This window comes from Parazoarcus sp. PS-13 R2A (assembly GCF_057621855.1).
The window spans coordinates 76,414-89,930 of record NZ_JBYEXN010000011.1; the positions used below are offsets into that span (position 1 = coordinate 76,414).

9 protein-coding genes are annotated in these 13,517 nt (G+C 62.9%); all 9 read left to right on the plus strand.

The features are described from left to right. Window positions 1–48 precede the first annotated feature (48 nt). Window positions 49–3,315 carry a fused isobutyryl-CoA mutase/GTPase IcmF gene (gene icmF / locus AC22G6_RS11930; RefSeq protein ID WP_487366953.1) on the plus strand — a complete coding sequence of 1,089 codons (3,267 nt, stop codon included), beginning with the start codon at window positions 49–51 and terminating at the stop codon, window positions 3,313–3,315. A gap of 262 nt (window positions 3,316–3,577) precedes the next feature. Further along, on the plus strand, window positions 3,578–5,542 hold the full coding sequence (locus AC22G6_RS11935; protein WP_487366954.1) for an AMP-dependent synthetase/ligase: 1,965 nt from the start codon (window positions 3,578–3,580) through the stop codon (window positions 5,540–5,542). A gap of 10 nt (window positions 5,543–5,552) precedes the next feature. Continuing rightward, complete coding sequence (locus tag AC22G6_RS11940) at window positions 5,553–6,374, plus strand: ABC transporter ATP-binding protein (RefSeq protein ID WP_487366955.1); 822 nt, start codon at window positions 5,553–5,555, stop codon at window positions 6,372–6,374. A gap of 33 nt (window positions 6,375–6,407) precedes the next feature. Next, window positions 6,408–7,334 carry a branched-chain amino acid ABC transporter permease gene (locus AC22G6_RS11945; protein WP_108949682.1) on the plus strand — a complete coding sequence of 309 codons (927 nt, stop codon included), beginning with the start codon at window positions 6,408–6,410 and terminating at the stop codon, window positions 7,332–7,334. Window positions 7,335–7,406: 72 nt separating this feature from the next. After that, on the plus strand, window positions 7,407–8,474 hold the full coding sequence (locus AC22G6_RS11950; protein WP_108949681.1) for a branched-chain amino acid ABC transporter permease: 1,068 nt from the start codon (window positions 7,407–7,409) through the stop codon (window positions 8,472–8,474). An 89-nt stretch (window positions 8,475–8,563) separates the two neighbouring features. Then, a complete protein-coding gene (locus AC22G6_RS11955) occupies window positions 8,564–9,886 on the plus strand; it encodes an ABC transporter substrate-binding protein (protein ID WP_487366956.1) in 1,323 nt (440 codons plus the stop codon). Window positions 9,887–10,072: 186 nt separating this feature from the next. Continuing rightward, window positions 10,073–10,909: an ABC transporter ATP-binding protein gene (locus tag AC22G6_RS11960; RefSeq protein WP_108951388.1), complete on the plus strand. Its 837-nt coding sequence runs from the start codon at window positions 10,073–10,075 to the stop codon at window positions 10,907–10,909. Between the two features lie 87 nt (window positions 10,910–10,996). Then, window positions 10,997–12,229, plus strand: a complete 1,233-nt coding sequence (locus tag AC22G6_RS11965; RefSeq protein ID WP_487366957.1) for a phenylacetate--CoA ligase family protein — start codon at window positions 10,997–10,999, stop codon at window positions 12,227–12,229. A gap of 115 nt (window positions 12,230–12,344) precedes the next feature. Further along, complete coding sequence (locus tag AC22G6_RS11970) at window positions 12,345–13,511, plus strand: CaiB/BaiF CoA transferase family protein (protein WP_487366958.1); 1,167 nt, start codon at window positions 12,345–12,347, stop codon at window positions 13,509–13,511. The last annotated feature ends 6 nt before the right edge of the window (window positions 13,512–13,517 follow it).

Consider the following 13,517-nt stretch of genomic DNA (forward strand, 5'->3'; position numbering starts at 1 on the left):
TGGCTTCTAAGATGCCATCATCAGACTCTATAAGCGGGGGAGACAAACATGACCGATCTGAGCGTGGCCCAGAAGCTGCAGCCCTACAAGCCGAAAAACAAGGTGCGTTTCGTGACCGCGGCGGCCTTGTTCGACGGCCATGACGCCTCGATCAACATCATGCGGCGCATTCTGCAATCCACGGGTGCCGAAGTGATCCACATGGGTCATAACCGCTCGGTCGGCGAGATCGTCAATGCGGCGCTGCAGGAGGATGTGCAGGGCATCGCCATCACCAGCTACCAGGGCGGTCACGTCGAATTCTTCAAGTACATGATCGACCTGCTCAAGGCCAACGGTGGCGAGAACATCAAGGTCTTCGGCGGCGGTGGCGGGGTGATCGTTCCGTCCGAGATCAAGGAGCTGCACGACTACGGCGTGACCCATGTGTTCTCGCCCGAGGACGGCGCCAAGTTCGGTCTGCAGGGCATGATCAACAGCGTGGTCGAGCGCTCGGATGTCGATCTGACGAACGCTGCGCCGAAGAAGGCGGACGAGGTGCTCAAGGCGCTGGCCAAGGGCGACCGCCGTGCGCTGGCCCAGATCATCACCGCGCTCGAGAACGGCGGCTACGGCGACGACGTTCGCAAGGCGATCGTCGACGCGGCGGCCAAGACCAAAGTGCCCACGCTTGGCATTACCGGCACCGGCGGTGCGGGCAAGTCCTCGCTCACCGACGAACTCGTGCGTCGCTTCCGTCTCGACCAGGACGACAGGCTCAAGCTCGCCATCGTCTCCATCGACCCCTCGCGCAAACGCACCGGCGGCGCGCTGCTGGGCGACCGCATCCGCATGAACGCGATCGAGCACGAGAACATCTTCATGCGCTCGCTCGCTACCCGCGACACCGGCTCTGAAGTGTCCGCGGCGCTGCCCGAAGTGATCGCCGCGTGCAAGCTCGCCGGCTTCGATCTCGTTGTCGTCGAAACCTCGGGTATCGGCCAGGGCAATGCTGCGATCGTGCCCTTTGTCGACAAGTCGCTGTACGTGATGACGCCCGAGTTCGGCGCCGCCAGTCAGCTCGAGAAGATCGACATGCTCGACTTCGCCGATTTCGTCGCCATCAACAAGTTCGACCGCAAGGGTTCGGAAGACGCGCTGCGTGATGTGCGCAAGCAGTATCAGCGCAACCGCGAACTGTTCACCAGCCCGACCGAAGAGATGCCGGTATTCGGCACCATGGCGGCGCGCTTCAACGATGACGGCGTGACCGCGCTGTATCAGGCGATGCTGCCCGAGCTGATCAAGGCCGGCCTCAAGGCCAAGCCAGGCAAGCTGCCGGTGGTCACCATCCGCGCCTCCAGCCAGGGGCGTGCAATCGTGCCGGCCGAGCGCATCCGTTATCTGGCCGAGATCGCCGATACCGTGCGCGGCTACCACAAGCATGTCGAGCAGCAGGCCCGCGTGGCCCGCGAGCGCCAGTCGCTGAAGATCGCCAAGTCTCTGTTTGCGGAATGCGGCAAGCCGGGCGAGCACTTTGACGAGCTGATCAACTGGAAGGACGGCGAGCTCACGCCAGTGGCGAAGAAGCTGCTCGAACAGTGGCCGACCACCAAGGCGCTGTATGCGGCCGACGAATACGTGGTGAAGATCCGCGACAAGGAGATCCGCACCCAGCTCACGTCGCAATCGCTGTCGGGCAGCAAGATCCGCAAGGTCGCCCTGCCGAACTTCGACGACGAAGGCGAGACGCTGAAATTCCTGATGAAGGAAAACGTTCCCGGCTCCTTCCCCTTCACCGCTGGCGTGTTTGCGTTCAAGCGCGAGGGCGAGGATCCGACGCGGATGTTTGCCGGCGAAGGCGATGCCTTCCGTACCAACCGCCGCTTCAAGCGCGTGTCCGAAGGCATGCCGGCGCACCGTCTGTCGACCGCCTTCGACTCGGTCACCCTGTACGGCTGCGACCCCGACCTGCGCCCCGACATCTACGGCAAGATCGGCAACTCCGGCGTGTCCATTGCCACGCTCGACGACATGAAGGTGTTGTACGACGGCTTCGACCTGTGCGCGCCGACCACCTCGGTGTCGATGACGATCAACGGTCCGGCGCCGATCATTCTGGCCTTCTTCTTCAATACCGCGCTCGATCAGCAGATTGCCAAGTTCAAGGTTGATAACGGCCGCGAACCGACCGAAGACGAGTACGCCAAGATCCGTGCATGGACGCTGTCGTCGGTGCGCGGCACGGTGCAGGCCGACATCCTGAAGGAAGACCAGGGCCAGAACACCTGCATCTTCTCCACCGAGTTCGCACTCAAGATGATGGGCGACATCCAGGAGTACTTCGTTCATCACCAGGTGCAGAACTTCTATTCGGTGTCGATCTCCGGCTATCACATTGCCGAGGCCGGTGCGAACCCGATCAGCCAGCTCGCCTTCACGCTGTCGAACGGCTTTACCTACGTCGAGAGCTATCTGGCGCGTGGCATGCAGATCGACGACTTCGCGCCCAACCTGTCCTTCTTCTTCAGCAACGGCATGGATCCGGAATACTCGGTGATTGGCCGCGTTGCCCGCCGCATCTGGGCGGTGGCGATGAAGAACAAGTACGGTGCCAACGAGCGCAGCCAGAAGCTGAAGTACCACGTGCAGACCTCGGGCCGTTCGCTGCATGCGCAGGAGATGGACTTCAACGACATCCGCACCACGCTGCAGGCACTGATCGCGATCTACGACAACTGCAACAGCCTGCACACCAACGCCTACGATGAGGCGATCACCACGCCGACCGACGATTCGGTACGTCGTGCGATGGCGATCCAGCTCATCATCAACCGCGAGTGGGGCCTGGCCAAGAACGAAAACCCCAACCAGGGCGCCTTCATCATCGACGAACTCACCGATCTCGTCGAAGAGGCGGTGCTCAAGGAGTTCGAGGCCATCGCGTCGCGTGGCGGTGTGCTGGGCGCGATGGAAACCGGCTATCAGCGCGGCAAGATCCAGGAAGAGTCGCTGTACTACGAGCACAAGAAGCACGACGGCTCCTACCCGATCATCGGCGTGAATACCTTCCTCAACCCCAAGGGCCAGGCGCAGCAGGAAATCGAACTTGCGCGCTCGACCGAGGACGAGAAGCAGGGGCAACTCAAGCGCCTGCAGGACTTCCATGCCCGCAACAAGGCCGAGGCGCCGAAGTGGCAGGCCAAGCTGCAGCAGACCGTGATCGAGAACGGCAACGTGTTCGCGGTGCTGGTTGATGCCGTGCGCTACTGCTCGCTGGGGCAGATCACCGAAGCCCTGTACAAGGTGGGCGGCCAGTACCGTCGCAGCATGTAAGCCGCGATGCGCCTTCGCACGAAGGGGTAACAGTGAAACGGCGCTTCGGCGCCGTTTTTCTTTGCCATGACCGGCTGCGAATGCAGATTTCGGCCAGTTGCAACAATTCAGTACATTGCGCAAACAGTTGCGCAAACATGCCCTGCGACACTATGACCTGACAAAAGACCAAGGCGCCAACAGTGCGCCACATCCGGACAAGCGGAAAACGCTGCGAATTCCGGGTGCGGAGACAGGCAGGATCAACCGAAGGAGGATGGGCATGTCCGATACTCACGGGCAGACGGGGCTCGACACGTTTCCACGGCTGCTGATGCAGCACGCAAAGCTGAGGCCGAACCGGCCGGCGATGCGGGAAAAGGCGTACGGCATCTGGCAAACCTATACCTGGGCGCAGGTGGCCGAGAGTGTGAGGGCCATTGCCTGCGGTCTCGCCGAACTCGGCTTCAAGCGTGGCGACCGTCTTGCCATCATCGGCGACAACCGCCCCCGCCTGTACTGGTCGGTCGCAGCCTGCCAGTGCCTCGGCGGCATTCCCGTGATGCTTTACCAGGATGCGGTGGCACAGGAAATGGCCTATGTGCTTCAGGATGCCGAGATCCGCTTTGCGGTGGTCGAGGATCAGGAGCAGGTCGACAAGATGCTCGAGATCCAGCCCGAGGTGCCGCTGCTCGAGCGCGTGATCTACGACGATGCGCGCGGCATGCGCCACTACACCCAGACCCTGCTGATGGGCCTGGACGAGTTGCAGGAAATGGGTCGCATCCATGACCGCAACCAGAGCGACTTCCTCGACGGTGAAGTGGCCAAGGGGGCGTCGGACGACATCTCCATCATGCTCTACACTTCAGGGACCACCGGCAAGCCCAAGGGCGTGTGCCAGACGCACGGCGCCTTCATCGCGGCCGCCCGTGGCGGTGTGCAGTTCGACAAGCTGACGGATCAGGAAGACATCCTGTCCTACCTGCCGATGGCGTGGGTGGGCGACCATCTGTTCTCGTTTGCCCAGGCCATGCTGGCCGGCTTCACCATCAACTGCCCGGAGTCGGGCGAAACGGTGATGACCGACTTGCGCGAGATCGGGCCGACTTACTACTTTGCGCCGCCGCGCGTGTTCGAGAACCTGCTCACCCAGGTCATGATCCGGATGGAGGATGCGGGCGCTTTCAAGCGCAAGATCTTCCATCACTTCATGGACGTTTCCCGTCGCTGCGGTGCCGACATCCTCGACGGCAAGCAGGTCTCCGCAGGCGACCGCTTTCAGTACTGGCTCGGCAATCTGCTGGTGTACGGTCCGTTGAAGAACGTACTCGGCTTCAGCCGCATCCGCGTGGCCTATACCGCAGGCGCAGCCATCGGGCCCGACCTTTTCCGCTTCTATCGCTCGATCGGTGTGAACCTGAAGCAGCTCTACGGCCAGACCGAGACCTGCGCCTATGTCTGCCTGCAGCCCGATGGCGAGATCAAGCTCGACTCCGTCGGCAAGCCGGCACCCTTCGTCGAGGTCAAGCTCGCCGACAACGGCGAGATTCTGGTCAAGGGGCCGATGCTGCTCAAGACCTACTACAAGCGTCCGGATGCCACGGCCGAGTCGATCAACGCCGACGGCTACTTCATGACCGGCGATGCGGGCTTCTTCGATGAAGACGGCCACCTGAAGATCATCGATCGCGCCAAGGATGTGGGCAAGCTCAACGATGGTTCGATGTTTGCGCCGAACTATGTCGAGAACAAGCTCAAGTTCTTCCAGCACATCAAGGAAGCCGTCACCTTCGGCAACGGTCGCGATTTCGTCACTGCCTTCATCAACATCGACCTCGAAGCGGTGGGCAACTGGGCCGAAAGAAAAGGCATGGGCTATTCGGGCTATACCGACCTGGCCGCACAGGACGCGGTGTACGAGCTGATCAGGGAGGGCATTGAGGCGGTGAATGCCGACCTCGCGGCCGACCCCAAGATGAGCGGCTCGCAGATCAAGCGCTTCCTCATCCTGCACAAGGAACTCGATGCCGACGATGGCGAGCTGACGCGCACGCGCAAGGTACGTCGCAATTTCGTGGCCGAGCGCTATCAGGTGCTGATCGATGGCCTCTATGCCGGCAAGAAGTCGCAGTACATCGAGACCCAGGTGAAGTACGAAGACGGCCGCACCGGCAAGGTCAGTGCCGACCTGCGCATCGAGGACGTGAAGACTTTCACGCCGCAGGCCGCGAAGCAGGCCGCTTGAGGAGACAGGGATGATGATGAATGACATGGCGCAGGACGCTGCGACCGGGGACGGTCGCCGGATCGGAGAGGTGATTCTCGATCTGCAGCACATCTCGCTGAGCTTCGGCGGGGTGAACGCGCTGACCGATATCAGTTTCGATGTGCGCGAGCACGAAATCCGCTCGATCATCGGCCCCAACGGGGCTGGCAAGAGCTCGATGCTGAACGTGATGAACGGCGTCTACCATCCGCAGAAGGGCAACATCCTGTTCCGCGGCGAGCCGCGGCAGAAGATGGACCCGCACACCGCTGCGGCACAGGGCATTGCCCGCACCTTCCAGAACATCGCGCTGTTCAAGGGCATGAGTGTGCTCGACAACATCATGACCGGGCGCAATCTGAAGATGAAGTGCAACCTGCTCGAACATGCGCTGTTCTGGGGCCGGGCCCAGCGCGAAGAGATCGAGCACCGCAGGAAGGTCGAGGAAGTCATCGACTTCCTCGAAATCCAGAGCATCCGCAAGACGCCGGTTGGGCGCCTCCCCTATGGCCTGCAGAAGCGGGTCGAGCTGGGCCGCGCACTGGCAGCCGAGCCCACGCTGCTGCTGCTCGATGAGCCGATGGCCGGCATGAACGTCGAGGAAAAGCAGGACATGTGCCGCTTCATTCTCGATGTGAATGACCAGTTCGGTACCACCATCGTGCTGATCGAGCACGACATGGGCGTGGTGATGGATATCTCCGACCGCGTCGTGGTGCTCGATTACGGCAAGAAGATCGGCGATGGGCCTCCGGACGAAGTCAAGAACAACGCGGATGTGATCGCGGCCTACCTCGGCACCTCGCACTGAGCCCGCCAGAACAAGAAGGACAAGGAGACAACAATGGGTTTCTTTTTCGAAGTGCTGATCGGCGGACTGCTCTCGGGGGTGCTCTACGCCCTCGTCGCCCTCGGCTTCGTGCTGATCTACAAGGCCTCGGGCGTGTTCAACTTCGCCCAGGGGGCGATGGTGTTCTTTGCCGCACTCACCTTTGTCGGCTTTCAGGAGTTGCTGCCGGGCTGGACCGGACTGGAAGAGGGCAGCGCGGTGGTGTTCTGGCTCGCCTTCATTCTTGCGCTGGCCTCGATGATCGTGCTCGGCATCCTGACCGAGAAAGTGGTGCTGCGGCCGCTGGTCAACCAGCCGCACATCACCCTGTTCATGGCCACCATCGGCCTCACCTTTCTCGTCGAGGGCATCGCCCAGGCGATCTGGGGCGCCAACGTCCGTGCCCTGGACCTCGGCATCACCGATGAGCCGATTGAATGGATTCTCGACAGCGCGGACATGATCGTGTCCAAGTTCGACGTGTTCGCGGCGGCACTGGCGGGCATCCTGGTGGCGGCGCTGGCGCTGTTCTTCCAATACACCAAGGTCGGACGCGCCCTGCGTGCCGTGGCCGATGATCACCAGGCGGCATTGTCGATCGGCATTCCGCTGCAGCACATCTGGGCGATCGTCTGGGGTGTGGCGGGCTTCGTCGCCCTGGTCGCCGGCCTGATCTGGGGCGCTCGCAGCGGGGTTCAGTTCGCACTGACCTTCACCGCGCTCAAGGCCTTGCCGGTGCTGATCCTGGGCGGCTTCACGTCGGTGCCGGGGGCGATCGTCGGCGGTCTGATCATCGGCGCGTCGGAGAAACTGGCCGAAGTCTATATCGGCCCCTTCGTCGGCGGCGGTATCGAGGGCTGGTTCCCTTACATGCTCGCGCTGTTCTTCCTGCTGGTGCGCCCGGAAGGTCTGTTCGGCGAGAAGCACATCGACAGGGTCTGACCGCGAAAGCCTGCCGGCGCCCGCGAGCGCCCAGGCAGGCTGTCATAACGACAAGGTTTTCGGAGACAACACATGCTTTATCGTGAAGCCGGCCAGTTCAAGGCCAGTTACAAGGAGGATCAGCAGATCCTGCCGATCCGTCAGGACAGGATCGGCATGGCGGTGATCCTCGCCATCTTCTTTCTTGCAGTGCCGATGTTCGCCAGCGAGTACTGGTTGCAGGCCATCCTGATCCCGGTGCTGATCTTCTCGCTCGCCGCGATCGGTCTCAACATCCTCACCGGCTATGCCGGGCAGCTGTCGCTGGGCTCGGCTGCGTTCATGGCGGTAGGGGCGTTCGGTGCGTACAACTTCATGCTGCGCATCGATGGCATGCCCTTCATCGTGGCGCTGATCCTCGGTGGTCTGTGTGCGGCACTGGTCGGCGTTGCGTTCGGCCTGCCCAGTCTGCGCATCAAGGGCTTCTACCTGGCAGTGGCGACGCTTGCTGCGCAGTTCTTCATCGTCTGGGCACTGGTGAAGTTCTCGTGGTTCTCCAACTACTCGTCCTCGGGCGTGATCTCCGCACAGGAAGTGAATATCCTCGGCGTCGCCTTCAATACACCGATCCTGAAGTATCTGCTGACGCTTTCCATCGTCGTCGTGCTGGCGCTGCTGGCCAAGAATCTGGTGAGGTCTGCGACGGGCCGGCGCTGGATGGCGGTGCGCGACATGGACGTGGCTGCCGAAGTGATCGGCATCCGTCCGATGCGCGCCAAGCTCAGTGCCTTTGCCGTGTCGTCGTTCTACTGCGGTGTGGCCGGCGCTCTCTACGCCTACACCTATCTGGGGACGGTGGAGCCCGAAGGCTTTAACCTCGACCTGTCGTTCAAGATCCTGTTCATGATCATCATCGGAGGCGTGGGCTCGATTCTGGGTTCTTTCCTGGGCGCCGCGTTCATCGTGCTGCTGCCGATTTTCCTGAACGTCTTCATGCACACGATCTTTGCGGGAAACCTGCCTGCCGGCCTCGGCTCGAACCTCGAGCTGATCGTCTTCGGCGGACTGATCATCTTCTTCCTGATCGTCGAGCCGCACGGCCTGGCGCGTTTGTGGACCCTGGCCAAGGACAAGTTGCGCCTGTGGCCATTCCCGCACTGAGCATTTTCGAGCATCAGGCCGACGCTGCCGCGTCGGCCGGTTTCAAGGCAGTACCAAGCAGCACCACACACATAAGAGAGGAGACACTCATGAAACTGAAGCAATCCGCACTCATCGGCGCCGCCATCGCAGGTCTGCTCGTGAGCGGCTATGCCGCCGCGCAGGAACAGTTCATCGGTCTGCCGAGCTATCGCGTCGGCCCCTATGGTTCCAACGGCGCCTCGCTGTATGGCGGCTGGATCGATTACATGGCCATGGTCAACGCCCGTGACGGCGGCGTAAACGGCGTCAAGCTGACCTGGGAAGAATGCGAAACCGAATACAACAATGCCCGTGGCGTCGAGTGCTACGAGCGCCTGAAGAACAAGGGGCCGACCGGTAACTCGGTGTTCCAGCCGCTGTCGACCGGCATCACCTATTCGGTGCTGGAGAAAGTCGAGCAGGACAAGATTCCGATGGTCACCATCGGCTACGGCCGCACGGACGCTGCCGACGGCAGCGTGTTCCCGTGGGTGTTCCCGATGGTCACGACCTACTGGTCGCAGGCTTCGGCCATCGTGAACTACATCGGCACCAAGGCCGGTGGCATGGACAAGCTCAAGGGCAAGAAGATCGGCCTGCTGTATCACGACTCGGCCTACGGCAAGGAGTCGCACGCCATCATGGACAAGCTCGCGGAGAAGCATGGCTTCGAAGTGCAGAAGGTGGCCGTTGCCCACCCGGGTAACGAGCAGCAGGCCCAGTGGCTGCAGATTCGCCAGCAGAAGCCCGACTACGTGATCCTGTGGGGCTGGGGCGTGATGAACGCGACCGCACTGCGCACCGCTGCCAAGACCGGCTATTCGCGCGACAAGGTCATTGGCGTGTGGTGGGCGGGCTCGGAAGAAGACGCGATCCCGGCGGGCGATGCTGCCAAGGGCTTCGTGGCTGCCGGTTTCAACGTGGCAGGCGCCAACTATCCGGTGATCAAGGACATTCAGACCAACGTCTACGCCAAGAACGCCGGCAACATGGAAGACAAGGAGCGCGTCGGCAGTGTGCTCTACAACCGTGGTGTGGTGCACGGCATCATCACCGTCGAGGCCATCCGCACTGCCCAGGAGAAATTCGGCAAGGGCAAGCCGATGACCGGCGAGCAGATGCGCTGGGGCTTCGAGAACCTCAACCTCGATACCAAGCGCCTTACCGCACTGGGTGCAGCCGGCTTCATGCCGGACCTCAAGATCAGCTGCAAGGATCACGAGGGTGCAGGCAAGGTCAAGTTCCAGCAGTGGGACGGCGCCAAGTGGAACGTCGTGACCGACTGGGTCGAAGCCGACAAGCCTCTGGTGCGCGGCATGATCGAAGAGTCGGCTGCGGCCTATGCCAAGGAAAAGGGCATCACCCCGCGCGACTGCTCCAAGGAGATGTAAGTCGCGCACGCTTCCAGGCCGCCAGACGGCCTGGAACGCAGACGAAGCCGCCCGGCAGCCGCCTGGCGGTGCAGGCTCCCCGCGCAAGCGGGGGTCTGCAGGGCGCTTGTATGGTCCGTACGAGCATCCTGCAGACCCTCTGCCGGCAAGTCCGGGGAGGTGGGACGGAGACACAAGGCAAAAACCATGACTAATGCAGCCACCGCAAACGCCGCCAGCGCGGCGCCCTACCTCAGCATCAACAACGTCGAGGTGATCTACGATCACGTCATTCTCGTGCTCAAGGGCGTGTCCCTGCAGGTCGAGAAGGGCAGCATCGTGGCCCTGCTCGGTGCCAACGGCGCGGGCAAGTCGACCACGCTGAAGTCGATCTCGAACCTGCTCGGTGCAGAGCGCGGCGATGTCACCAAGGGCAGCATCGAGTTCAAGGGCCAGCGCGTCGACCAGATGACGCCGAACGATCTGGTCAAGCGTGGCGTGATCCAGGTGATGGAAGGCCGTCACTGTTTCGGCCACCTGACCATCGAGGAGAACCTGCTGACCGGTGCCTACACCCGCAGCATCTCGCGCGCCGAACTCAAGGACAGCCTGGAGAAGGTCTATCACTACTTCCCCCGGCTCAAGACCCGGCGTTCGTCGCAGGCCGGCTACACCTCGGGCGGAGAGCAGCAGATGTGTGCCATCGGTCGCGCACTGATGGCCAAGCCGGAAATGATCCTGCTCGACGAGCCGTCGATGGGCCTGGCGCCGCAGATCGTCGAAGAGATCTTCGAGATCGTGAAGGACCTCAACAGCAAGGAGCAGGTCAGCTTTCTGCTCGCCGAGCAGAACACCATGGTCGCACTGCGGTATGCCGACTTCGGCTACATCATGGAGAACGGCCGCATCGTGATGGAAGGCGCTGCCAGCGAGCTCGCCACCAACGAGGACGTGAAAGAGTTCTATCTCGGCCTCGCAGGCGAGGGGCGCAAGAGTTTCCGTGACGTCAAACACTACCGCCGCCGCAAGCGCTGGCTCAGCTGAACCCATCCAGACCCGACCATACGCCTTCGCCCGCTTGCGGCCGCGCCTTGTCAGGCCGCCGGGTTTACTCATATTCAGGATCCACGCATGAGCCATTACGATGACAGAGAGATTCGCGATCCGGCAGAGCGCGAGCGCGACCTGTTCGCGCGGCTGCCTGCGCAGATCGCTCACGCACAATCCGGTGCTCCCGCTTTCGCGGCGAGCCTCAAGGGGATCGACCCGGCAACGGTGACGAGCCGCGAGGCGCTCGCCCGGCTGCCGGTGATCCGCAAGTCCGAACTGCTCGAGCAGCAGAAGCGCGCCAGGCCCTTCGGCGGTTTTTCCGCGGTGCGCTGGGGTTCGGCCTGCAAGCGCGTGTTTTCGTCTCCCGGGCCGCTGTACGAACCGGAGGGCGCACGCCCCGACTATTACCGGCTGGCACGCGCACTGTATGCGGCAGGCTTTCGCGAAGGCGACCTGGTGCACAACACCTTCGCCTACCACTTCACCCCGGCGGGATCGATGATGGAGACGGCGGCCCATGCGCTTGGCTGCACCGTGTTTCCCGCCGGCGTCGGGCAGACGGAACTGCAGCTTGCTGCAATGGCCGACCTGCAGCCCAATGCCTACGTCGGGACACCGTCTTTCCTGCGCATTCTGCTCGACAAGGCCGATGAGGTCGGGGTCAAGCCCACATTCACCAAGGCCTTCGTCTCGGGTGAAGCCTTTCCGCCGAGCATTCGCGAGGCCTTTGCCGCGCGCGGCGTTCGCGCCAGCCAGGCCTATGCCACCGCCGACATCGGCCTGATCGCGTACGAGACGCCGGGTGGTGAGGGCATGGTGGTCGGTGAGGACATCGTGCTCGAGATCGTTCGACCCGGCACCGGCGATCCGGTGCCTGACGGCGAAGTCGGCGAGGTGGTGGTGACGACCCTGAATCCGGACTATCCGCTGATCCGTTTCGGCACCGGCGACCTTTCGGCCATCATGCCCGGCATGTCCGCCTGTGGCCGCACCAACGTCCGCATCAGGGGCTGGATGGGGCGGGCGGATCAGACCACCAAGGTGAAGGGCATGTTCGTCCATCCGGGGCAGATTGCTGACGTCGTCCGGCGCCATCCCGAGATCGGCCGGGGGCGGCTGGTGGTCGACAACCCGGGGCTCAACGACCGTATGACCCTCCACTGTGAGAGCTCGGTCAGCGGTGATACGCTTGCAGCGAGCATTGCTGCGAGCATTCGCGAACTGACCAAGCTGCGCGGCGAGGTGAGCTTCTGCGCGCCCGGCAGTCTGGCCAACGATGGCAAGCTCATCGACGATATCCGCAAGTACGACTAGTACTGCACCCAGTGTTGTGTGTGGGCAGCTTCGGCCCGGCGATGCCGGGCCGATTTTTTTGACGCCCGGGCGCTTGGTCCGGCCCTTCACGTTTTCGCTTTAGCCGAGTTCCGCCATGCAAACTCAACCGCTCTCAGGCCTGCGCATCCTCGACCTCACCCGGCTTCTGCCCGGTCCGCTGGCAACCCAGCATCTGGCTGACTACGGCGCCGAGGTGATCAAGATCGAGGATACCGGTGCGGGCGACTACGCCCGCACGATGGGGGCGATGGCCGGCGACAGCAGCTATTTCTATCAGGTGGTCAATCGCAACAAGCAGAGCTTGCGTCTCGACCTCAAACAGGAGGCTGGCCGGGCCCTGTTCCGGCGCCTGGTGGAGACGGCCGATGCCGTGGTCGAAGGCTTTCGGCCCGGGGTCATGGACAAGCTCGGACTCGGCTATGCGCAACTGGCCGCAATCAATCCGCGTCTGGTGTTCTGCAGCATCACCGGTTACGGGCAGACCGGACCCTATGCGCTGCGGGCGGGGCACGACATCAACTACATTGGCTACGCCGGCGTGCTCGACCAGACGGGTACGGCCGGGGGCGCGCCGGCGATCTCAAATCTGCAGATCGGCGATCTGCTGGGCGGGACGATGGCGGCCGTGGTCGGCATGCTGGTCGCGCTGCTCGAAGCGCGCAACAGCGGGCGTGGCCGTCACGTCGATGTGGCAATGACCGATGCCGCGCTCGCGCACGCGATCTTTCCGCTGGTCGAGGTGTTGGCGCGGGGCGCAGTCCGACCGCGTGGAGAGGATCTGCTCACCGGGGGTGTGCCGTGCTACGGCGTGTATGAAACCGCAGATGGCCGCCATATGGCGGTCGGTGCGCTGGAGGAAAAGTTCTGGCACTTGCTGTGCGATGCACTCGACAGGCCAGATCTCAAGCCCGCCCATCTCGATACCGGGGCGGCCGGCGCTGCTGCACGCAAGGCGCTGTCGGCGATCTTTCGCAGTCGCAGCCAGCGCGACTGGGCCGCGCTGTTCGACAGGATCGATTGCTGCGTGACCCCGGTGCTGAGGCTTGAGGAGAGCATGTCTGACCCGCAGGTGCAGGCGCGCGGAATGGTGGTGGAGGTTGGTGGCGTGCGCCAGTTCGGCCCGCCGGTGAAGCTGTCCGGCCATGTGCCGCCCACACCGTCGCCCGCACCGGGCGCCGGCGCAGATACCGACGCGCTGCTGTCGGGTCTGGGGCTGGATATCGAGGAAATCCGCCGCCTGCGAGACGCAGGCGTCATCTGAAGCCTG

Coding starts and splice junctions, on each gene's coding strand:
- icmF (WP_487366953.1), top strand. CDS start 49: ATGACCGATCTGAGCGTGGCCCAGAAGCTGCAGCCCTACAAGCCGAAA.
- AC22G6_RS11935 (WP_487366954.1), top strand. CDS start 3,578: ATGTCCGATACTCACGGGCAGACGGGGCTCGACACGTTTCCACGGCTG.
- AC22G6_RS11940 (WP_487366955.1), top strand. CDS start 5,553: ATGATGATGAATGACATGGCGCAGGACGCTGCGACCGGGGACGGTCGC.
- AC22G6_RS11945 (WP_108949682.1), top strand. CDS start 6,408: ATGGGTTTCTTTTTCGAAGTGCTGATCGGCGGACTGCTCTCGGGGGTG.
- AC22G6_RS11950 (WP_108949681.1), top strand. CDS start 7,407: ATGCTTTATCGTGAAGCCGGCCAGTTCAAGGCCAGTTACAAGGAGGAT.
- AC22G6_RS11955 (WP_487366956.1), top strand. CDS start 8,564: ATGAAACTGAAGCAATCCGCACTCATCGGCGCCGCCATCGCAGGTCTG.
- AC22G6_RS11960 (WP_108951388.1), top strand. CDS start 10,073: ATGACTAATGCAGCCACCGCAAACGCCGCCAGCGCGGCGCCCTACCTC.
- AC22G6_RS11965 (WP_487366957.1), top strand. CDS start 10,997: ATGAGCCATTACGATGACAGAGAGATTCGCGATCCGGCAGAGCGCGAG.
- AC22G6_RS11970 (WP_487366958.1), top strand. CDS start 12,345: ATGCAAACTCAACCGCTCTCAGGCCTGCGCATCCTCGACCTCACCCGG.